General features: G+C 67.2%; 23 protein-coding genes and 1 tRNA gene. 5 read left to right on the forward strand and 19 right to left on the reverse strand.

The window, feature by feature from the left end; translation table 11 throughout:
- Positions 1-321: 321 nt before the first annotated feature.
- Positions 322-398, reverse strand: a tRNA-Met gene (locus tag VFW45_06125).
- A gap of 158 nt (positions 399-556) precedes the next feature.
- On the opposite strand from VFW45_06125, the gene VFW45_06130 reads away from it, so the two are divergent.
- On the forward strand, positions 557-2,233 hold the full coding sequence (locus tag VFW45_06130; GenBank protein ID HEU5180347.1) for a PPC domain-containing protein: 1,677 nt from the start codon (positions 557-559) through the stop codon (positions 2,231-2,233).
- A gap of 10 nt (positions 2,234-2,243) precedes the next feature.
- On the opposite strand, the gene VFW45_06135 is transcribed toward VFW45_06130, so the two are convergent.
- Genes VFW45_06135 through VFW45_06145 form a run of 3 tightly spaced genes read right to left on the reverse strand, consistent with a single transcriptional unit; the run spans position 2,244 to position 5,328 of the window.
- A complete protein-coding gene (locus VFW45_06135; protein ID HEU5180348.1) occupies positions 2,244-2,588 on the reverse strand; it encodes a septum formation initiator family protein in 345 nt (114 codons plus the stop codon).
- Positions 2,588-3,883, reverse strand: coding sequence for a phosphopyruvate hydratase (eno, locus tag VFW45_06140; protein HEU5180349.1), 1,296 nt, complete (start codon positions 3,881-3,883; stop codon positions 2,588-2,590). The genes VFW45_06135 and eno overlap by 1 nt, the downstream gene beginning before the upstream one ends.
- 35 nt (positions 3,884-3,918) lie before the next feature.
- A complete protein-coding gene (locus tag VFW45_06145) occupies positions 3,919-5,328 on the reverse strand; it encodes a phosphoglucomutase/phosphomannomutase family protein (protein HEU5180350.1) in 1,410 nt (469 codons plus the stop codon).
- A gap of 194 nt (positions 5,329-5,522) precedes the next feature.
- Here VFW45_06145 and cutA point away from each other — a divergent pair, with 194 nt between their 5' ends.
- The gene (gene cutA / locus VFW45_06150) at positions 5,523-5,861 is read left to right on the forward strand and encodes a divalent-cation tolerance protein CutA (GenBank protein HEU5180351.1); all 339 of its coding nucleotides are present in this window, start codon (positions 5,523-5,525) and stop codon (positions 5,859-5,861) included.
- Positions 5,862-5,870: 9 nt separating this feature from the next.
- Here the strand turns inward: cutA and VFW45_06155 are convergent, their stop codons facing one another.
- On the reverse strand, positions 5,871-7,010 hold the full coding sequence (locus VFW45_06155) for a PLP-dependent aspartate aminotransferase family protein (GenBank protein HEU5180352.1): 1,140 nt from the start codon (positions 7,008-7,010) through the stop codon (positions 5,871-5,873).
- Positions 7,011-7,159: 149 nt separating this feature from the next.
- On the opposite strand from VFW45_06155, the gene VFW45_06160 reads away from it, so the two are divergent.
- A complete protein-coding gene (locus VFW45_06160; GenBank protein ID HEU5180353.1) occupies positions 7,160-7,465 on the forward strand; it encodes a DUF1330 domain-containing protein in 306 nt (101 codons plus the stop codon).
- Between the two features lie 80 nt (positions 7,466-7,545).
- Here VFW45_06160 and VFW45_06165 read toward each other — a convergent pair whose 3' ends face one another.
- Complete coding sequence (locus tag VFW45_06165) at positions 7,546-8,256, reverse strand: hypothetical protein (GenBank protein ID HEU5180354.1); 711 nt, start codon at positions 8,254-8,256, stop codon at positions 7,546-7,548.
- A gap of 228 nt (positions 8,257-8,484) precedes the next feature.
- On the opposite strand from VFW45_06165, the gene VFW45_06170 reads away from it, so the two are divergent.
- Positions 8,485-9,399: a DUF1028 domain-containing protein gene (locus VFW45_06170; protein ID HEU5180355.1), complete on the forward strand. Its 915-nt coding sequence runs from the start codon at positions 8,485-8,487 to the stop codon at positions 9,397-9,399.
- Here the strand turns inward: VFW45_06170 and VFW45_06175 are convergent, their stop codons facing one another.
- The 3 genes from VFW45_06175 to VFW45_06185 all read right to left on the reverse strand — a co-directional run bounded on the left by VFW45_06175 (position 9,400) and on the right by VFW45_06185 (position 11,349).
- Positions 9,400-9,798, reverse strand: a complete 399-nt coding sequence (locus VFW45_06175; GenBank protein ID HEU5180356.1) for a hypothetical protein — start codon at positions 9,796-9,798, stop codon at positions 9,400-9,402.
- Positions 9,799-9,835: 37 nt separating this feature from the next.
- Complete coding sequence (locus tag VFW45_06180) at positions 9,836-10,825, reverse strand: hypothetical protein (GenBank protein ID HEU5180357.1); 990 nt, start codon at positions 10,823-10,825, stop codon at positions 9,836-9,838.
- Between the two features lie 86 nt (positions 10,826-10,911).
- Entirely contained in the window at positions 10,912-11,349 is a 438-nt protein-coding gene (locus VFW45_06185; GenBank protein ID HEU5180358.1) for a GatB/YqeY domain-containing protein, read from the reverse strand.
- A gap of 74 nt (positions 11,350-11,423) precedes the next feature.
- Here VFW45_06185 and VFW45_06190 point away from each other — a divergent pair, with 74 nt between their 5' ends.
- Positions 11,424-11,858, forward strand: coding sequence for a hypothetical protein (locus VFW45_06190; GenBank protein ID HEU5180359.1), 435 nt, complete (start codon positions 11,424-11,426; stop codon positions 11,856-11,858).
- Positions 11,859-11,888: 30 nt separating this feature from the next.
- Here the strand turns inward: VFW45_06190 and VFW45_06195 are convergent, their stop codons facing one another.
- The 10 genes from VFW45_06195 to VFW45_06240 form a co-directional block, all read right to left on the reverse strand.
- Complete coding sequence (locus VFW45_06195) at positions 11,889-12,764, reverse strand: NAD(+)/NADH kinase (protein HEU5180360.1); 876 nt, start codon at positions 12,762-12,764, stop codon at positions 11,889-11,891.
- The gene (locus tag VFW45_06200; GenBank protein ID HEU5180361.1) at positions 12,761-13,585 is read right to left on the reverse strand and encodes a TlyA family RNA methyltransferase; all 825 of its coding nucleotides are present in this window, start codon (positions 13,583-13,585) and stop codon (positions 12,761-12,763) included. Before VFW45_06200 ends, VFW45_06195 begins: the two co-directional genes overlap by 4 nt.
- Positions 13,586-13,590: 5 nt before the next feature.
- Positions 13,591-14,493, reverse strand: coding sequence for a farnesyl diphosphate synthase (locus VFW45_06205; protein HEU5180362.1), 903 nt, complete (start codon positions 14,491-14,493; stop codon positions 13,591-13,593).
- Positions 14,483-14,782 (reverse strand): exodeoxyribonuclease VII small subunit, encoded by a 300-nt coding sequence (xseB, locus tag VFW45_06210; GenBank protein HEU5180363.1) that lies wholly within the window; start codon positions 14,780-14,782, stop codon positions 14,483-14,485. Before xseB ends, VFW45_06205 begins: the two co-directional genes overlap by 11 nt.
- Positions 14,754-16,151: an exodeoxyribonuclease VII large subunit gene (gene xseA / locus VFW45_06215; GenBank protein HEU5180364.1), complete on the reverse strand. Its 1,398-nt coding sequence runs from the start codon at positions 16,149-16,151 to the stop codon at positions 14,754-14,756. Before xseA ends, xseB begins: the two co-directional genes overlap by 29 nt.
- Before the next feature lie 9 nt (positions 16,152-16,160).
- The gene (locus VFW45_06220) at positions 16,161-16,946 is read right to left on the reverse strand and encodes a TIGR00282 family metallophosphoesterase (GenBank protein ID HEU5180365.1); all 786 of its coding nucleotides are present in this window, start codon (positions 16,944-16,946) and stop codon (positions 16,161-16,163) included.
- A 4-nt stretch (positions 16,947-16,950) separates the two neighbouring features.
- Complete coding sequence (gene rny / locus VFW45_06225; protein ID HEU5180366.1) at positions 16,951-18,507, reverse strand: ribonuclease Y; 1,557 nt, start codon at positions 18,505-18,507, stop codon at positions 16,951-16,953.
- A gap of 57 nt (positions 18,508-18,564) precedes the next feature.
- A complete protein-coding gene (locus VFW45_06230; GenBank protein ID HEU5180367.1) occupies positions 18,565-18,870 on the reverse strand; it encodes a cell division protein ZapA in 306 nt (101 codons plus the stop codon).
- A gap of 40 nt (positions 18,871-18,910) precedes the next feature.
- On the reverse strand, positions 18,911-19,219 hold the full coding sequence (locus VFW45_06235; protein HEU5180368.1) for a hypothetical protein: 309 nt from the start codon (positions 19,217-19,219) through the stop codon (positions 18,911-18,913).
- A gap of 11 nt (positions 19,220-19,230) precedes the next feature.
- A partial coding sequence (locus tag VFW45_06240) for a hypothetical protein (GenBank protein ID HEU5180369.1) occupies positions 19,231-19,870 on the reverse strand: 640 nt, incomplete at its 5' end.

The raw sequence follows: 19,870 nt of genomic DNA on the forward strand, positions 1-19,870 counted from the left end.
CCCCCGAAAAGGGCCTCCCATGCGGCATCGATTTAGGGAAAAACCGACCCCTGCCGCATGCGCTTGCAACACCCCGATCGCCGGAAGCCGCGCCCATCAAGGAAGAGGTGGCAATCTGCTCGCCTGGACAGGTGGACTGAGGCGCGATTTTGGGGCAAAAAACTGCCGGTTGCCTGCCGGATCAAAGCCGGAAAGCGGATCGAAAATGTCGTGTGTTTGTCGGGATTTTGCGGATTTGTGAGTTTTGTCACGTACCCGGAATGCAAAAAGGGCGACCATCGGGTCGCCCTCTTCGTTGGGCCGGTTGCCCGGCTTCTATGTTGGTAGCGGGGGCGGGATTTGAACCCGCGACCTTTGGGTTATGAGCCCAACGAGCTACCAGGCTGCTCCACCCCGCGTCGCTGTCGAAGTGGGCGGGATTATAGGCGCCGCCAAAGGGGAGTGTCAAGGCGCGGAACCCTCAAGCCGGCCCGCGCTGCGAATTAGCTTGACGGCCTTCCCGCGGTTGGTGTAAACGTAGCTTAATACTCTCCGCTTCTTCGCACGGGAGCCCAAATTGAAGGTCACCAAAGCAATCCTGGGGGGTCTAGTTCTGCTCGCCTCGGTGCTGGCGGCTGACTCCGCCCTGGCCTTCAACTGGACCGCGACGGGCTCGTTCAAGTACCAGGATCGGGAGTTCGACATCAACGGGTTCACCGGACTGACGCCCGCTCTGCCCATCCGCTTCGCGAAGGTGGAGGTGCGCTACAAGCAGGGCTCGGGCAGCAATCTGCTGGCCACCGGGTTCACCGACGCCAACGGGAGCTATTCCGTGCCGGTGCTCAACGACACGACGGTGCGGGACATCCTGGTCCGGGTGATCACGACGTCGGGCGTATCGGATCTTTTCCTGCAGGTCACCAACGTGGCCGGGCAGACCGCGAACTACGCCGTCTCGACGCCGTTTTTCCTTTCCCACCAGCCCAACCAGGACTTGAATGCCGGGAACTTCACGGCGGTCGTCGGCGCGGGGGCCGAAGCATTCAACATCTGGGACGTCGCGCTGAACACCATCGACTACCTGGCTTTCCTCAACGGCAGCCGTCCGGGCTCCACCATGGCGCTGAAGCTGCAGTGGGAAGAGTTCGGCTTCGTGACCGTGAACCAGTATATCGGCGCCAACACCATCAAGGTGGCGGACAATTCGCCCTTCAACGACACCGTCATCCAGCACGAGACGGGCCATTACGCGGTGGCCAACTTCTCGGCCAGCGACAATCCCGGCGGCGTACACCATCTGACGAACTGCAAGCAGGACATCCGTCTCGCCTTCGACGAGGGATTCGCCACCTACTTCGGGCAGACGGTCCGCCGGCATTTCAACCTTCCCCGCCCGCAGCTCTACGTCAAAATGAACGGCGCCCCGGGCGCGGGCAACCTCGACTTCTACTTCGACGTCGAGGACGAGCAGCCTTTCAGCTGCACCGGCAGCAGCAGCGAGGTGACGGTTTATGCGGCTCTGTGGGATATCGGTGACTCGGCCACCACGGTGGACGATTCCCCGGGTCTCGACGAAGCCTGGGATCCCCTCGCCTCCGCCGATGCGCAGATCTGGGACGTGATGCGGAACTACCTGCCCTCGGCGGCCAACAAGAGCGTCGAGGACTTCTGGGACGGCTGGTTCATCCGCACGGAAGGGCTGGCCTCGGGCATGGTCTCGGTTTTCCTGCAGCATGGTCTGGAGTTCGTCAACGACTCCTCGGAGCCCAACGAGGTCTTCACCGCCGCCAAGCCGGTCGTTCCCAACGGCATTCCCATGCACTCCAGCTACTTCAAGGACCAGGGGAACGGCGCGGGAACCGTGGACACCGATTACTTCAATTTCGACGGGATCGCGGGACAGTCCTACACCATCGAGACGACGCAGCTGATCGGCGATGCCAACACGTCGCTGGTCCTGTATGCCACCGACGGCACCAGCGCGCTCTTTTCCAACGATGATCGCAATCTGCAGGACAAGTCATCGCTCATCACCTTCACCGCTCCGGTCACCGGGACCTACTACGTGAAGTCGATCCATGGCCCCGGCTTCGGGATCTACGGCTCCTACGACCTCGCCGTCAGCGGCGGGTCGACCCAGACCGGAGGCGGCGCGTTCACTCCTTCCGCCTCGAGCCTGATCCAGCGCAAGAGAGCGGTGGTGGACACGGGGACGCCGCCGACGGGCTCCGCAGGCGACTCGAACCACGAGTAGTAAGAAGGGACTAGCGCGACGCGTTGGCGTCCAGGCGGGGAGCTTCGTCTTCCCGGAAGACGAAGTTGATCTCGCCCGGCCGAGAGAACCCCAGCTCCTCCCGGGCCAGGCGCTCGATGGCGGCGGGATCGGAGCGCAGCGCCTGGATCTCCCGCTTCAAGACCAGGTTTTCCTGACGCAGGGTCTCGACCTCCGCGGCAAGCTTGCGGTGGGTGCCTTTCTTCCTCCAGACCTCGAACAACCCGCGATCCCCGATTAATGCCCGGCCCGCCATCGCCAGAACGGCGCAGACCGACAGCGTGAGGAAAAGACGTCGCTTGAAGGAAACCGGCGGCGCGGCGGCGGTCCGGCGCATCAAGCCCCTCCCGAGGAACGGGTGTACACGGCAAGGCCGCGATAGCGGGCGCGGGTCCCGAGTTCCTCCTCGATGCGCAGGAGCCGGTTGTACTTGGCCACCCTCTCGGAGCGGGCCGGGGCGCCCGTCTTAATCTGTCCCAGATTCAAAGCCACCGCAAGGTCGGCAATCGTCGTGTCCTCCGTCTCGCCGGATCGGTGCGAAACCACGCAAGCATAGCCGGAGCCGCGCGCCAGGTCGATGGCGTCCCGGGTCTCGGTGAGCGTGCCGATCTGGTTCAGCTTGATCAGGATGGCGTTGGCCACCTTCTTCCGGATTCCCTCCCGCAGGATCGCCGGGTTGGTCACGAAGAGGTCGTCACCCACCAGCTGGAGTCCGCTTCCCAGCTCGCGCGTGAGCTCCGACCAGCCGTCCCAATCCCCCTCCGCCAGCCCGTCCTCGATGCTGACAATCGGGTAGCGCGCCGCCAGGTCGGCGTAGAAAGCCACCATGTCGCGCGACGAGCGTTCCGGCGGAGACTCCGCTTCGAGGACATAGCGGCCGTCGCGAAAAAACTCGGAAGCCGCCGCGTCCAGGCAGAGGACGAAGTCCTTGCCGGGCCGGTACCCGGCCGCGCCGCCGGCCTCGAGGATGCAATCCAAGGCCTCGGAGTGCGAGGCGAAGCGCGGAGCGAAGCCCCCTTCGTCGCCCACCGCAGTCGACAGGCCCTTGCTCTTGAGAACGGATTTGAGCCGCTGATAGATCTCGGCCGCCATGCGGAGCCCCTCCCGGAACGAGGGTGCCCCGGCGGGGGCGATCATGAACTCCTGGATATCGAGGTTGTTGTCGGCATGAACGCCGCCGTTGACGATGTTCAGCATCGGTACCGGGAGCTCGACGGCCGCATCGCCTCCCAGGTGGCGGTACAAGGGCAGCCCCGCGGCCGCGGCCGCGGCGCGCGCCACCGCCAGCGACACGCCGAGCAGGGCGTTGGCGCCGAGGCGGGATTTCGTTTCGCTGCCGTCGATCTGGATCATTTTTCGATCCACGCCGGCCTGATCGGCGGCCTCCATCCCTTTCAAGGCGGGCAGCAGAGTGGCCGTGACGTTGCGCGCCGCCGTGAGGACGCCTTTTCCAAGGTAGCGTTCCTTCTCGCCGTCTCGCAGCTCCAGGGCCTCACGCGAGCCGGTCGATGCTCCCGACGGGACGGCGGCGCGGCCGCGCGAACCGTCGGAGAGGACGGCTTCTACCTCGAGCGTCGGATTGCCCCGGGAGTCGAGAATCTCACGGGCCAGCAGGGTCTCGATCTTCGCCAACTTTCCACCTCTCGAGTACGTGGGCCCTGGAAGGCTCAGCGCGCCTGGATGAGCGCCCTGCCGGCGTCCAGAAGACGGGCGAGGTCCCGGGGGCTGCGGGCCTCCGCGTAACAGCGCGCCACCGGCTCGGTCCCCGAGAGGCGCGCGAAAAACCAGGAGCCGTCCTGGAAGATCAGCAGCGGACCATCGTGCCGCTCGATGCGGGCCACCTTGCGGCCCGCCAGCGACTCCGGAGGATTCTCCAGGCGCAGGCGCAGCTCTTCGATCTGCTCCGAATCGAGCCGATAGTCCTCTCGCCTCGACACGCGCTGCGGAATGCGGCGAAACAGGTCCTGGATCTGATGGTGCAGGGGCTTGCGGCGGAAGGCCACCATCTCGGCGATCAGGCAGCCGGCCAGCAAACCGTCGTTCTCCGGGACGTGTCCGCGCAAAGTCATGCCGGCGCTCTCCTCGCAGGCCAGAAACGCGCGGCCGCTGGAAAGCAGCGGCCGGGCTTCCTGCGATCCCACAGGAGTCTCGAAGATCGAGACGCCGTGCAGGGCCGCGACATCATCCAGGAGACGGGTCGTGGCGACGCTGCGCGCGATGCCGGAGCCCGGTCGGCGGGTCTCGAGCAGGTAATCCGCCAGCAGAGGCAGCAGGAAGTTGGCCGGCACGAAGCGCCCGCCCCGGTCGACGACTCCGAAGCGGTCGGCGTCGCCGTCGGTGGCCAGGCCCAAATGGGCGCCGCGGCGCCGCACCTCCTCGATCAGCGGTGCCAGGTGGCGCTCGCTGCAATCGGGCAGCAGCCCGCCGAAGGTCACGTCGCGCCCCGTCCTGATGGAGCTGACCCGGGCTGCGGCGCCCACCAGGGCGGGCAGGTGATCGCCTCCCGCTCCATGCCCGGAATCCCACACGAGCTTCAGCCGCCCGCGAGCCAGAACCCGCGGCCGGAAGTGGCGTCTCACGGCCTTGCGATACTCGGGGGCCGCATCGATTTGTTTGACGCGGCTCGGATCGAGAGGCGGCGCAGGCGACGGGTCGGGGTTCTCGCGCAGGATGGCCTCGACACTGCGCATCATTTCCGGGGGGGCGGGCAGGCCGTCGCGCACCGCGATCTTCATGCCATGGTACTCCGAGGTCTGGTGCCCGCCGGTCAGATGGATGGCGCCGTCGAAGCGGCCGTGGAGCACCGCGTGCGAAACTGCCGGAGTCGGCACGAAGCCGGCGGAGAGAACGGGCCTGACGCCTTCGGCGTGGAGCACGGAGGCGACTTCACGGGAAAAATGCTCGGAGAGAAAGCGGGTGTCGTAGCCGATGAAGACGCGCGGGGATTTGGGCGCAGCGGCGGCGCGAAAGCAGCGCGCCACGGCCCGCGTCACGCGGCGCACGTTGCTGAAAGTGAAATCATCGCCGAGAATCCCTCGCCAGCCGGATGCTCCGAAGGCGATGGGTGGGGTGGGCATGCGCTGGATGTCTCTCCGCCATCCGCATCAAAGGACCGCAGAACGGACCGTTCTGACGGACCGGCGGGGACTATAACACAGGCAGGAACTCCTGACAAGCGAATGATTTGTGAGCGATCCGCGCCTTGACAGCCACCCCCTCGGGCACTATACTTCCGACGACTTGGCACGCCATCGGGGGAGAAGCCGAACTCATGGAAAACGACGCCATTCTGGTTCTGTCCACCGCGTCCTCGGAAAAGGAAGCCATGATGATCGCCCAGGCGCTGGTGGAGCACGAGCTCGCCGCCTGCGTGAACGTGGTGCCCGCGATCCGGTCCATCTATCGATGGAAGGGAAAGATCTGGAACGAGGTGGAGAACATGCTGTTCATCAAGACCACCTCGCCGCAGCTCGAAGAGCTCAAGAAGATGATCAAGGAGCTCCATTCCTACGAGCTCCCGGAAGTTCTGGCGGTGAAGATCGACGATGGTGAGAAGAACGTCCTGAACTGGATCGGCTCGTCGGTCAAGGGGGGCCGCGAGCGTTTCTGAACGGCCGCCTCAGACTTCCTGAAGTCCCGCCTGCAGGTCGTCCCGGATGTCCTCCACATCCTCAACACCCACCGAGATCCTCACCAGACCTTCGGTGAACCCCTGCTTCTCGCGCTCCGCCTGCGGAATCGAGGCATGCGTCATCGAGGCCGGGTGACAGATGAGCGTTTCCACACCTCCCAGGCTCTCGGCAAGCGCGCACAATTTCAAGCGGTCGAGCAGGCGCTTCGCCGCGTCGTAGGATCCCACGTCGAAGGAGATCATGCCGCCGAACCCGCTGCACTGGCGGCGGGCCAGCGCATGCTGAGGATGCGTGGGCAGTCCCGGATAGAGCACGCGCTTCACCTTGGGGCTCGAGGACAGGAACTCGGCGATGGCGCGGCCGTTCGCATCGTGCCGCTCCATCCGCAGCGGCAGCGTCTTGACGCCCCGCAGCACGAGCCACGAATCGAACGGCGACAGGATGGCCCCGACCGCGTTCTGCACGAAGCCGATCCGCTCGGCGTGCTCCGGGCGTGTCGTGACGACGCATCCTCCCACGCTGTCGGAGTGGCCGTTGAGGAATTTCGTCGTGCTGTGTACGACCAGATCGATGCCCAGCTCCAGCGGGCGCTGGAAGAAAGGCGACAGAAACGTGTTGTCCACGACCGAGATCAGGGATCGCCGCTTTGCCAGTTCGGCTGCGGCCGCGAGATCGGTGAGTCCCATCAGCGGGTTGGTGGGCGTCTCGATGTAGAGCATCCGGGTGGAAGGCTTGACGCACCGATCCACCGCTTCCAGGTCGGCGGTATCGACGTAGGTGAACTCCAGGCCGTAGCCGCGCAGCACGCGCTCGAACAGGCGGAACGTCCCGCCGTAGGTCATGTTCGAGACGATGACATGATCCCCTTTGCCGACCAGCGTCATGACGGCGGAGATCGCGGCCATTCCCGAGGCGAAGCAGTGCCCCATCGTGCCGCGCTCCAGGGCAGCCAGGTTGCGCTCGAGCGCCAGCCGCGTGGGATTGATGGTGCGCGCATAGTCGAACCCTTTCGTCTTGCCCAGGGCTTCCAGGACGTAGGTGGAGGTCTGATAGATCGGGGTCATGATGGCACCCGTCGCGGGATCCGGCTCCTGTCCCGCGTGGATGGCGTCGGTGGCGAAGCCCATGAGCTCTCCTTATTCGCAGCATGCAAGCTGATTTTTTCGGATAATAGCCGCGCGTTCTTCATGGTGTCAAACCTTGCGCTCCGGAGGCTGTTGCGATGTTTCCGGGCGCGGCGAAGCGGCGGGATCGGCCCGCACGCGGGAGGAGATCGATGCCGGCCTACGTCATGGTGGAGGTTGAGGTCAGCGAGCCGAACGGCTACGAGGAATACAAGAAGATGGCGCCCCGCTCGATCCACGCGCACGGCGGCCGCTACCTGGTGCGCGGCGGTCCCATCGAGATGCTGGAAGGGGAGTGGCCCTTGCAGCGGGTGGTGATCCTGGAGTTCCCCGACGCGGCCGCCGCGCGCGCCTGGTGGTGCAGCAGCGAGTACCGTCCAGCCCGCGATTTGCGCCACCGGACGGCGCGCACCCGCATGGTTCTTGTGGAGGGAATCGCCTCACCGCCGATCGCCTGAGCCGCTCCGCGGCGGCAGGAAAAATAAAAAGCGCGGGGAGGTGAAAGCCTCCCCGCGCTGCGTTGCCGTGGCGACGCCGGCTAGCCGCGCTGCCCCTTCCCCTTGCCGTTCCCCTTGCCGTGGGAAGCCCCGTTTTCTTTCTTCCCGGAGGATCCTTCCGAGTGGGGCCTCTCCGCACCTCCGGCCTCGGCTCCCTTGCCGGGCGCCTGGGTCCAGGAGGGGCGGCCGTTCTTCTCCTTCCAGCGCTGAGCCGTGAAGGCTTCGGGGCGCCGCCCGCCGCGCTGGGCCTCGACCACCGAGAAGGGACTCGTTCCGAAATGCCGCGCCGCGGTCTGCACCTTCACCAGTCCGACCACGTCGCGATCGGCGAAGCGATAGCGCACCCGCGTGCCGGGACGGTAATGCTTCTGCCAGTATCCCCAGGCCTTGCCGTAGGGCGGCCCGGGATCGCGATCCATCGACACGAACAGCACCGACGGGCTCACGTTGACCTGGAAGAAGATGTCCGACCAGGTGTACCCCTCGCGCCGAAGGTTCAGGATGAACGTCGGGCTGCGATGCGAGTGATACGCGAGGAATGCGATCACCGGAAAGTCATCCTCGGGATCGGGGCAGCGCTGCAGCACGGTGGCCGGCACCGCCGGTCTCCAGGTCTGGTTGGTGACGTTCAGGAAGATGCGCGTGTCCTCGTTGACATTCATGCCGAGCGCCACGTCGAAAGCCACCGCGGCGCGCAGCGGTGATCCGGCCAGTCCGAGAACGGCGGCGGCGACGAGCAGGATCCTTTTCATGATGCGGTCCTCCTTGCGAATGGTCGAAAGACCGGTGGAATATAGGTTCCGCGAGATCATCGAGCAAGGAATCGTCATGGGTTTGACAGGCTTTGGAGACGCCGGTAACAATTTCGCGGCGCGGCTGCGATCGGCGCGACGCGCGGCACAGGAGGCTCACGTGGGGAGGAAGATTCGATGAACAAGGCGAGGCTTCTCCGGACAATGGCCACGGCGGTCATCGCCGCCATGGTGGCGGTGTCGCAGGATTCCGCGCTCTCCCCGACGGAGCGTCATCGCGACATCATCGCGACCTTTTCGATTGTGGCCTTCGATCCCGCGACCGGGGATCTCGGCGTGGCGGTCACCTCGAAATTCCCGGCCGTCGGCAACGGCGTCCCCTGGGCGAAGGCGGGGGTCGGAGCGGTCGCCACGCAGGCGGCCGCCAATTTATCCTTCGGTGAGGAAGGCCTGGCTTTGATGGCGGGGGGCGCGAGCGCCGGCGCGGCGCTCGCCAAGGTGCTCGCCGCCGACGCGCAGCGGGAGGAGAGGCAGGTGGGAATGGTGGATGCGAAAGGGGGCGCGGCGACCCACACCGGTAAGAACTGCTTTCCCTGGGCCGGTGGCAAAACCGGAAAGAACTATGCCGTTCAGGGAAACATCCTGGTGAGCGCCGCCACGGTGGACGCGATGGCGCGCGCCTTCGAGGGTTCCACGGGCGATCTTCCCGATCGCCTGGTGACGGCGCTGGAGGCCGGGCAGGCTGCCGGAGGCGACAAACGCGGGCGCGAGTCGGCCGCCCTGCTGGTCGTGCGCAAGGGCGCGGGCTACGGCGGCAAGGGGGATCGCTGGGTGGATCTCAGGGTGGACGACAATCCGGATCCGGTCGTCGAGCTGCGCCGCCTTCTGGGAGTGCATCATCTCTACTTCGGCAGGACCGATCGCAGCCGTGTCCACAAGATCGACGCACCGCTGGCCGAGGAGCTGCAGCGGATGCTGATCCGGCGCGGCTTCTATCGGGGCCAGGTCAGCGGCAGGTACGACGCCGCCACGCGCAAGGCCCTCGAGGACTACATGGGCTGGGAAAATCTTGAGGAGCGCATCCAGAAGGACGACACGCTGGACGATGTCGTGCTGCGCTACATCCGCGAGCACGAGAAATGATCAGTCCTCGAAGCGGATGTCCCTGACCGCGCTGTTGACGACATAGACCCGCACGTTGTTCTCTGCCGGATCCGCCGGGTAGAAGACAAAGCCCTGGCGCTCCTTGCTGTACCCTTCGGAATAGCCCCAGATCTTCTCGCCGTCCTTGAACTCGACGACCGTCTTCTTCCCAAGCGCGGAGTCGCGCGCGAACTTGCGGGCGCGCTCCACGGAGCGGCGCGCGGCTCCCCACTCCTTGACGTAGAACAGCGCCTTGAGATCCTCCACGCGTACGGTGGACGGCATGCCGCCGCCTTCGCTCGGCAGCAGGTGGAACGATTCGGCCTCGGGCTGGAAATCATGGGTCAGCCCGCGCAGCGTCTTCCCGTCCTTGTAATGGGCGACGACCTTCTCCTCCATGGATTCCCCCTTCCCACGGGCGCGCGCAGGCGCCGGATTACTTCGTTGCCTCGATCAGGATGGTGCTGTTATCAATGTCGGTGACATCGCTGGCGTCGACGTCCGGCCAGAACTGCACGCCGCCGATGTCCAGTGTGTCCTTGCGGAGGAACGAGGCGACGGCCTGGCTGCTCCCGGAGGTCACCAAGCGCAGCTCACTTCTGCCGGTGTCGATGACCCGAAACCGTAGATTCACGATGGATTGCGTGCCGCTCACGACCTTCGACGGGCAGCCGTTGCAGGTGGCGCTGACGTTGCACGTGTCGAAGCAGTCAATGTTTGCGATGCAGGGATCGCCGGCGTGCCCCCCGCCGGAGCAGACGGAGGAGACGCAGGTCCCGGTGCACTGGGCGTTGTTGGCGCACGGAATGGAGACGTCGGAGGTGCACAGGTGGCAGTCGGATCCCTGGGTGCACGAGTGGGTGGAGTCGTTCGAGCAGGTCTTCGGTCCCGTGATGACGGCAAACGCCGCCTGCAGGCGTCCGAAATCGCCGCAGGAGTCGCCGGTGGCAGTGCAGTCGGTGTCCTTCAAGCAGGGGGTGCTGCCGTTGCTGCGGCAGAACCGTTCGCCCCCGCCATTTGCTGAGGCCTGGTTGTTGACGCAGACCGGGCTCGTGCGATTGCAGGCCGTGTTGACGGCTCCGCAACTGCCGAAAAGCGTTTCGGACCGGATATCCACCAGCTGCATGAACGTAGTGTCATAGCGTAGGACGATGTCGATGTCGTCCAAGTCCAGCGTCCCGGTGTCGTCGTGGACGGCCACGTCGAGGCTGAAGGTATCCCCGGCGGGGGAGAGTTTGTTGAAGAACACCACCTTGTCGCTCTGCAGGGGGAAGGGGGGGACCAGCTCTATGGGCTGGACCTTGATCATCGGGGCCAGGTCGGTGCTGTTGTCATTCCCGTTGCCGCAGGCCGAGATGGCCAGAGCCGCCGGGAGAATCAGAGCCAACGCAAGGAGCGAGACTTTCGAGAGGAGGGGGATCCGCAACAGACGAGACCCTCGTTACACGGAGAAAGCCAGTCGAATCCGCAGTATAGCGGCCGGCGTGGCGGCTTTCAACCCGACGCGGCCGGTCATCGCAGCCGGGAGGCGATGAGGGCATTGACCGCTTTCCCATCCGCCTTTCCCTTGTGGCGAGCCATGAACTCCTTCATCGCCCGGCCCAGGTCCTTCTTCTCGGTGATGCCGGTCGCCGCCAAAAGCTCGTCCACCACCCGCTCCAGCTCCGCCCCCTCCATCTGGGCCGGAAGGTAACGCTCCAGGACCGCCAGCTCCCGGGTCTCCTGCTCGGCGAGATCGGCGCGTCCTCCGGCGCGGAACGCCTCGATCGACTCCTTGCGGCTCCGGATGGCCCGCTGGATGACCGCCGCGGCTTCCGTCTCGTCCAGATCGCGCTTCTGATCGATCGCGGCATACTTCAGCGAGGACAACAGCATGCGCAGCACGGAAAGAGTGGTCTTGTCGCCCGATTTCATCGCCTGCTTCAGGTCCGACTGGATGCGATCTATCATGTCCGCACGCTCCCTTCCCGTCTTTGACTCGCCCCAGGACGTTTCCTATAATAACGCCGCCTCTGGGAGAACGCATGGAGCCTGAAATCGAGCCAACCGCCCCCAAGACCACGAAGCCTCGGCTGTGGGTGCTGGTGCTGGTCGTCCTGGTGGCGGGGGTGGCCGGCTTCCTTCTCCTCCGCCGGTCGGCGCCTCCTTCGCCCGTGGCATCTCCGGCCATCCAGCAGGGGTCGCCCGACGCCCTGATCCAGGGATCGCCGGTCCTTCTGAACGCCAAAGCGGCGATCATCGCCGATCGCTACAACTGCCTTTGCGGTGAGTGCGCCGATACGCTCGGCAAGTGCATCTGCACGCGCGACAAAGGCTCGAACGAGATGAAGGCGACCCTCAACCGACTTGCCGAGGAGAAGAAGACCCTGGCAGAGATCGACGCGGCCATGGTCGACAAGTACGGAGCCAAGGTCATGGTCTCCGGCGCCCCAGCCGCACCCGCCTCCAGCAGCAAGTAAACCCCCGAGAACCGCACCGCCCCGACCCGATTAGCGCGCTCCCCAGCGCAGCTTCTTGCGCAGGACATCGAAGTAGTTGCGCTCCGGCGGCACGATCAGGGTGAGCCCGGTGGCGCTGCGGCGGATGCGCAGGCGGTCGCCGGCGCGCACCGGCAGTCCCACCTGGCCGTCGAGGGTACAGGTCGCGTCGCGCGAGGCCGACTCCAGGGTCACCTGAATGGTGACCGAATCGGGCACCACCAGGGGACGGTTGGTCAGGGCATGCGGGCAGATCGGGGTGATGCAGAAGGCCCGCATCGCGGGGTGCACGATGGGCCCCCCGGCGGACAGCGAGTAGGCGGTCGAACCTGTGGGCGTCGCCACGATGATCCCGTCGGCGTGATACACCGCCACGAAGCGGCCGTCGATGCGCACGTTGAGCTCCAGGATGCGCGCGATGGCGCTCTTGCTGATCACCGCGTCGTTGAGCGAGCGCGATTCGGCCAGGACGCGCCGGCCGCGCAGCACCTGGACGTGGAGCATCATGCGCTCCTCGACCGAGAACTTGCCCTCCAGGACCCGCGCGAAGAATGTCTCCAGCTCCTCCTGGGCCGTCTCGGTCAGGAACCCGAGCTGTCCGAGATTCACTCCCAGGATCGGCACCGGGTGCTCGCTCATGCGGCGCGCCACTCCCAGCAGCGTTCCGTCGCCGCCCAGCACCACCAGCAGCTTGACCGCCCGGCTGAGCGCCGGCAGAGCGCGGGCCACGGTCTTCTGGCCCAGCAGGCGGGCGGTCTCGGGATCGGCGAGGTAGCGGATGCCGCGCCGTTTCAGCAGCGCGGCCAGGCGGCGCAGGATCTGCCGCGAGTTGGAGGCGTCGGGCTTGGCGACCAGACCCACCACGTCGAATTCCGAAGAGAGGCTCAAGGGCGGAGGGCCTCCTCGATCTGTGCCTCGAGAGCGCCGGGCGATGTGTCTTCTCCGAAGTTTCGGCAATGGAGGAAGAACTCCCGGTTGCCTTCGCTTCCCGGAACCGGCGAGACGCACACGCCGGCGATCCGCAGCGTCAGCGCCGCGGCGCAGGAGAGGATTTCATGGATCACCCGGCGGTGCAAACCGGAATCGCGCACGATTCCGCCCTTGCCGACCTCGCGGCGGGTGACCTCGAATTGCGGCTTCACCAGGGTGAGGAGATCGGCGCGGCGATCGAGCAGGGCGGGAAGACGCGGCAGGATCAGCCGCAGCGAGATGAAGGAGACGTCCACGGCAGCGAGCGACACCGCTTCGGGCAGGTCGGCGGGGAGGAGGTGCCGGGCGTTTCTCCCCTCGAGCACCAGGACCCTCGGGTCGCGCCGCAGCCGATAGTGCAGCTGCCCGCTGCCGACATCCAGGGCGATCACCCGGAGGGCGCCGCGCTGCAGCAGGCAGTCGGTGAAGCCTCCGGTCGAAGCACCTACGTCGAGGCAGACTCGGCCCGCGGGATCGACACCGAAGCGATCCAGGGCACCGGCGAGCTTGAGACCCCCGCGTCCCACGTAAGGATGATCGGGACCGGTCACCTCCAGGGAATCGGACGGGTCGATCCGCTCTCCGGACTTGGCGGCCGTCCTGCCGCCCACGCGGACCCGTCCCGCCAGGATGAGCGCCTGGGCGCGCTCGCGGCTCTCGGCCAGACCGCGCTCGACCAGCAGGACGTCCAGCCGCTGCTTCTTCTCGCGTGGCGTCCGGCCCATGCGGCCTTGCGGCATGGCTCTCAGCGATCCCGTGCCAGGATGAAATCGGCGAGATCGGCGAGACCGTCGGCGCGGGATCCGAGGGGTCGGAGGGAGGATTTGGCCGCCGCGACGGCGCGGCGTGCCTTGGCGCGGGAGGCCGCCACGCCGAACAGGGCCGGGTAAGTCGCCTTGCGGCGCGCCCGATCCTTTCCGGGGGACTTGCCGAGATTCCGTCGCGTCCCTTCCTCGTCCAGAACGTCGTCGACGATCTGGAACGCCAGGCCCAGCGATTGGCCGAAACGGCGCAGTGCCGCAACCTCCACCGGATTGCCGCCTCCGAGAATCGCTCCCGCCGCGGCGGCCGCGGTGATCAAGGCGCCGGTCTTGCCGCGGTGGATGCGCGCCAGGGCGGCGGGGGAGACGGTGCGTCCTTCCGACTCCAGATCCCGCACCTGGCCTCCCACCATCCCTTCCACCCCCGCCGCGCGGGCCACCAGCGACAACACCCGCGTGCGCCGCGCCGCCAGTCGCTTGCCCGGCGGCTCCTCCGCCAGGATGCGGAAGGCGAGGGTGTGCAGCGCGTCGCCCGAGAGAATGGCCAGCGCCTCGCCGAATTTGACGTGGGCCGTCGGAAAGCCGCGGCGCCAGGCGTCGTCGTCCATGGCGGGCAAATCGTCATGGATCAGCGAGTAGGTGTGGATCATCTCGAGGGCGCAGCAGGCCGGCAGGACCCAGGCGTCGCGGCCTCCCACGGCGCGGCACGCCATGCGGGCGAGGATGGGGCGCACGCGCTTACCGCCCGCGAAGATCGAGTAGCGCATGGCGCGGCGCAGGGAGGCAGGAGTGCTTCCCGAGGTGGCCAGGCGCCGGCGCAGCGAGGCATCGATGATGCGGCGCTCGGCGGCGAGGCGATGCGCGAAGCCGCGGGGATCAGACCCCATCGGCCCCCGGGTCCTCGCCGTTCGGGTCCGAGAGCTCCGTCTCGCCGTCGTCGAATTCCTGGACGGTCAGCTCGCCGTCGGCCCCCTTCATGAGGATCTCGATGCGCCGCTCCGCTTCGTCGAGCCGGGCGCCGCACACCCGCGCCAGGCGCACCCCCTCCTCGAAGAGCTTCAAGGCATCATCGAGGGGAAGCTCGCCCGCTTCGAGCCGGGAGACGATCGTCTCCAGGCCCGAGAGGGCCTCTTCGAAGCGGGGCTCTTTAGTTCCCTTCTTGCTCGTCTTGGGCATGGATGGCCTCGCGTACCTCGCATTGGAGCCGGCCGCGGCGCAGGCGCACCTCAACGGCGCCTGCGGAGGGCAGCGCTCGGGAATCGGTGACCAGGCCGCCGGAGCGCGGATCGAGGCACAAGGCGTAGCCTCGATCCAGCACGGCCAGGGGAGACAGGGAATCCAGAACTCCACAGGCGGCCCGGCAGGCTTCCCGGCGTCGGGCGACCTCCGCCCGGATGCCGAGCCGCGCCAGCTGCATCCAATGCGACAGCCGCCGGCGATCCTCGCCGGCGCGCGACGAGAGGATCCTGGGGTTGATCGATTCGCGGCAGCGGTCGACGGACAGCCGCCGCAGCGCCAGTTGGCCGCGCAGGTTCTCCTTCAGCCTGGAACGCGCTTCATCGAGCCGCTCCGAGAGCGCCGACAGGCGCGCGCGGGCGAGGAAGAGGGCCCGGCTGCGGCCCAGCCGCCCCACGCGCTCGCGCCGGCGGGAGGCCGCCAGGCGGACGGCTGAGAAAAGGCGCGCCCGCAGCGAGCGCAGGCGCGCTTCGAGCTCCTGCTTGGCGGCGATGACCTGCTCGGCCGCGGCCGAGGGGGTGGCCGCGCGCAGGTCGGCCGCGAAATCGCACAGCGTGAAATCGATCTCGTGCCCGACCGCCGAGATGATCGGCAGCGCACAGGCCGCGACCGCGCGCACGAGCGGCTCCTCGTTGAAGGACCAGAGGTCCTCCAGCGATCCGCCGCCGCGGCAGACGACCAGAACGTCGAAGCCGCCGCGGCCGTTCATGCGCCGGATCGCCTCGGCGATCTCGCGCGCCGCGGTGTCCCCCTGCACACGCACCGGATGAATGGTCACGTGCAGGTTGGCGAAGCGCTTTCCGAGGACGTGCAGGAAATCCCTCAGCGCCGCGCCGCTCGGGGAGGTGATCAGGCCGATGCGCTGCGGCAGCAGAGGCAGGCGGCGCTTGCGCGCGGGATCGAACAGCCCTTCCGCTTCGAGCCGGCGCTTGAGCTGCTCGAAGGCGAGCTGCAGGGAGCCCCTGCCGGCCGGCTCGACGGCCTGGCAGATGATCTGGAAGGTGCCGCGCGCCTCATAGAGGCTGACGCGCGCGCGCACGATCACTTTCAGGTGATCCTGCAGCTCGAATTTCAGCGCCAGCGCCTGGGTGCGGAAGAGCACGGCGGCCACCTGCGTGGCGGAGTCCTTGAGCGTGAAGTAGAGGTGTCCCGACCCGGGCGAGCGCAGATTGGAGATCTCTCCTTCCACCCAGAGATCGGCGAAGGAGGACTCCAGGAGATCGCGAGCCAGCGCGTTCACCTCGGAGACGGTGTGGACGCGGCGCACGTGCGGCAGGGGCTGGATCGGCTGGATCGGGAGCTGCTCCATCGTTGGACCTTATTCGGCGCCGGGCAAGTCGATGCGCTGGATGCCGCGGGAGCGTCCCGTGGCTTCATCCACGTCGATCAGCACGGCGCACAAGCGGGGGTTCTTGCGGGCGCAGGAGAAGCGCACCGGCATCTGCTGCAGGAAGCGCCGGATCGCCAGCTCCTTCTCCACGCCGATCACCGAGTCACGTGCCCCGGTCATCCCCACGTCGGTAATCACGGCGGTCCCGCCGGGCAGGACCCTCTCGTCGGCCGTCTGCACGTGGGTATGGGTTCCGACGACGGCCGACACCCGGCCGTCCAGGTACCAGCCCAGCGCCACCTTCTCGGAGGTCGCCTCGGCATGGAAATCGACCAGCACGACGCGGCAGCGCGAGCCAATCTCCGCGAGGATGCGATCGGCCGTGCGGAACGGGCAGTCCAGCGGCGTCATGAAGACCCGTCCCATGAGGTTGACTACCGCGACCTGCACGCCGCCCGGCGTGGTGCCCAGGTGCACCCCCGAGCCGGGGGCGCCGGTCGGATAGTTGTGCGGGCGGAGCAGGTTCGGATGCTCCTGGAAGTAGGGGAGGATCTCGACCTTGTCGAAAATGTGGTTGCCGGAGGTCATGACGTGCAACCCCATCGCTTCGAGCTCGTCCGCCAGTGGCGGGGTCACCCCGAAGCCGTCGGCGGCATTCTCCACGTTGGCGACGGCGTAGTCGACGCGGTAGCGGTCCACGAGGCGGTCCAGGTGCTCGCGCACCAGGTTCCGGCCCGCCCGGCCGTTCACGTCGCCGATGAAGAGGAGATTCACGCGCTCACTTGGCGAAATCGACCGCGCGGGTCTCGCGGATCACGTTCACCCGGACCTGTCCGGGATAGTGGAGCTCGCGCTCGATCCTCCCGGCGATGTCCCGCGAAATCCAGAGGACGTCGGAGTCGCTGACCTTGTCGGTCTCCACCAGCACCCGCAGCTCCTTGCCGGAGCGCATGGCATAGGCGCGGGCCACCCCGGGGAAGGCGAGCGCCACCTGCTCCATGTCGCGCATCCGGGACATCCAGATGTCGAGGTTCTCGCGCCGCATCCCGGGTCTTGACAGCGCGATCTTGCGCGCCATTCTCAGGAGCACTCCGTCGAGCGTCGATTCCGGCTCGGTAGGATGCATGCCGCGGATGGCCTGCACGACCGCGGACGATTCTCCCAGGCGCTGGGCCATCTCGGAGGAGAGCAGGATCGGGGGGGTGTCGCTGCCGGAGTCATCCATCCAGCCGATGCCGTGCAGCAGTCCGGCCCGCTTGGCGAGATCTCCGGAGATCTCGAGCTCCGCGCCCATGGCGGCCGCCAGCGTTGCGGTCTCGCGGCACAGCTGCAGCAGGTTGTAGCCGGCGATCATGAAGTAGCGCATCCTGCCCACGAGGCGCGCCAGCTCGGGCGGCAGGGAGACGATCCCCATTTCGAAGGCGGCGGTCTCACCCGACTGGAGGACGATCTCGCCCAGCTCCTCGCGCACCTTCTGGACCACCTCCTCGATGCGTCCCGGGTGGATCCGCCCGTCCTCCACCAGCCTCTCGATCGACAGGCGGGCGATCTCGCGACGCAGCGGATCGAAGCCCGACAGGAGGATCGCGCCCGGGGTGTCGTCCACGATCAGATCGATTCCCGTGGCCATCTCGAGCGCCCGGATGTTGCGTCCCTCGCGGCCGATGATCCGTCCCTTCATCTCGTCGTTGGGAAGCGTGACCAGCGAGCAGGCGAGATCCACCATCTGCCCCACCGGGACGCGCTGCAGGGCGGCCGACAGGATGCGCCGCGCCTCGGCCTCGGAGCGCTCGCGCGTCTCCTCCTCCAGCCGCTTCAGGATCACGGCGGCCTCGCTGCGCGCCTGCGATTCCATCTCCCGCATCAGCTCGCGCTTCGCCTGCTGGGACGACAATCCGGCCAGCTTCTCCAGCCGCGAGCGCTGCTCCTCCACCAGCGCCTGCAGCTCCTGCTGGCGGGTGGCGAGCTGTGTTTCCCGCTCCCCGAGAGAGGTCTCCCGCGTTTCCATCTCGCTCTGCTTCTGCGACAGCAAGGCGGCCTTGCGCTCCAGCAGCCGCTCCTGGTCGTCGATCTGCCGGCGCGCGGTCTGGAGATCCGCCCGCTTCTTGCGCGACTCCTGCTCGAAAGCGGCCTCCGCCGCGTCGGACCGCTCGCGCGCCTCCAGCTCGATCTCCTTGAGGCGGATCTCCGCCTGGCGCTCGGCGTCGTCCACCACCGCCCGGGCACGCGCCTCGGCCTCCGCCTTGCGGCGGCGGATGAAGCTGCGGTGGAACAGGTACTCGCCCCCGGCCAGCAGGGCTGAAGCGGCGATGACGATCAGGACGATGACGTTCACAAACCTCCCCGGCGGAGCGCGGCGCGCTCCTTGCCTCTGGGGGGAAACGCCTCGGGCTTAGGCGCTCCCCTTGGCGGGCAGGGCCCGGTCCAGGAGCTCGACCATCCGCTCCAGGCGCTCGGTCACTCCCTGGTGGTGCTCGACTTCCGCGTTCTTCGTCTGAAAGTGCTCGTCGGCGATGTTCAGGGCCGCGAGGATGGCGACCTTGAGGGAATCGACCGTCGCCGTGTGATCGGAGACTTCGCGCATCTTCCGGTCGACGAAGGCGGCCAGATCGGTGATGTAGGACGTGTCTCCCTCGCCGCGCAGGTTGTAGATCTGGCCGTAGATCTCCACCGGCACGAGGTTCACGATCTTTTCCATGAGTTCTCCTCCAACGGGGCCGCGCGGGCGGCCGCGAGGATCAGTTGTCCGGGTGCCCGGAGGCGGGGATCTCCTCCATGGCGGCGAAGGTCTCCAGCATGCGCGTTACGCGCCCGCGGATCTCCTGCCGCTCCTCCTGCAGGAGCTGCAGCTGGCGCCGGACCTCGTCGCCGCGCCGGTGCTGCTCCTCCAGCGACGCGATCGAATCCAGAGCCTGCTTGTGCCGCTGCTCCGCCGCCTGGATCTGGGACTTGAGATCAAGATTCTCACGCTTCAGCGAGCGCACCAGATCCGCGGCGCGGCGCACCCGCTCCTCGAGGAATTCCAGGACTTCCAGTTCCGAGGCCAAGGTCACCTCCTTCATTGGCCGCGCAACACGGCGCCGAGCCGCTCGCGCAGACGTTGGACGATTCGTTCAAGGTGCTCGGAGACTTCTTCGGACAGCATCGTCCTCCCGGGAGTGGAGAAGAGGACGTTCACCGCCAGGCTGACCTTGCCCGGCGGCACCGGAGCGCCGGTGTAGCGATCGAACAGCCGCACCGACGCGACGGGGGCCTCGACGTCGCGGATCGCCGCTTCGACCTCGTCCCAGGCGTAGCGCTCGTCCAGCAGCAGCGAGAGGTCGCGGCTGACCGGCGGCGTCCGAGACCGCGGGGCATGCTTGAAGGCCGGCCCCTCGCGGCTCGCCAGTCCCAGCTGCAGGAGAGAAACTTCCGCCGCGAAGACCGGCACCTCCAATCCGTAAGCCGCCAGGAGCGCCGGCGCCAGAGCGCCCGCCCAGCCGAGCGCCCGATTTCCCGCGAGAATGTCCGCACCGCTGCCGTCGCGCAGGAAAGAGCGCTGGGCCGACTTCCATTCGAGATCGCGCACGCCCGCCAGAAGCGCCGCCGTTTCGACGGCGCCTTTCACATCGAAGAAATCGGGAGGGCGCGGCGGCTCGCTCCAGTGCCGCGAGGCGGCGCGCGCCGCCGCGGCCAACCCCAGCCGCTCCTCCTCCCCG

This window comes from Candidatus Polarisedimenticolia bacterium, assembly GCA_035764505.1.
GTDB lineage: Bacteria > Acidobacteriota > Polarisedimenticolia > Gp22-AA2 > AA152 > AA152.

Coding starts and splice junctions, on each gene's coding strand:
- VFW45_06135 (HEU5180348.1), bottom strand. CDS start 2,588: ATGCGCCGGACCGCCGCCGCGCCGCCGGTTTCCTTCAAGCGACGTCTT.
- VFW45_06145 (HEU5180350.1), bottom strand. CDS start 5,328: ATGCCCACCCCACCCATCGCCTTCGGAGCATCCGGCTGGCGAGGGATT.
- cutA (HEU5180351.1), top strand. CDS start 5,523: ATGGAAAACGACGCCATTCTGGTTCTGTCCACCGCGTCCTCGGAAAAG.
- VFW45_06155 (HEU5180352.1), bottom strand. CDS start 7,010: ATGGGCTTCGCCACCGACGCCATCCACGCGGGACAGGAGCCGGATCCC.
- VFW45_06160 (HEU5180353.1), top strand. CDS start 7,160: ATGCCGGCCTACGTCATGGTGGAGGTTGAGGTCAGCGAGCCGAACGGC.
- VFW45_06165 (HEU5180354.1), bottom strand. CDS start 8,256: ATGAAAAGGATCCTGCTCGTCGCCGCCGCCGTTCTCGGACTGGCCGGA.
- VFW45_06170 (HEU5180355.1), top strand. CDS start 8,485: ATGGTGGCGGTGTCGCAGGATTCCGCGCTCTCCCCGACGGAGCGTCAT.
- VFW45_06175 (HEU5180356.1), bottom strand. CDS start 9,798: ATGGAGGAGAAGGTCGTCGCCCATTACAAGGACGGGAAGACGCTGCGC.
- VFW45_06185 (HEU5180358.1), bottom strand. CDS start 11,349: ATGATAGATCGCATCCAGTCGGACCTGAAGCAGGCGATGAAATCGGGC.
- VFW45_06190 (HEU5180359.1), top strand. CDS start 11,424: ATGGAGCCTGAAATCGAGCCAACCGCCCCCAAGACCACGAAGCCTCGG.
- VFW45_06200 (HEU5180361.1), bottom strand. CDS start 13,585: ATGCCGCAAGGCCGCATGGGCCGGACGCCACGCGAGAAGAAGCAGCGG.
- VFW45_06205 (HEU5180362.1), bottom strand. CDS start 14,493: ATGGGGTCTGATCCCCGCGGCTTCGCGCATCGCCTCGCCGCCGAGCGC.
- xseB (HEU5180363.1), bottom strand. CDS start 14,782: ATGCCCAAGACGAGCAAGAAGGGAACTAAAGAGCCCCGCTTCGAAGAG.
- xseA (HEU5180364.1), bottom strand. CDS start 16,151: ATGGAGCAGCTCCCGATCCAGCCGATCCAGCCCCTGCCGCACGTGCGC.
- VFW45_06230 (HEU5180367.1), bottom strand. CDS start 18,870: ATGGAAAAGATCGTGAACCTCGTGCCGGTGGAGATCTACGGCCAGATC.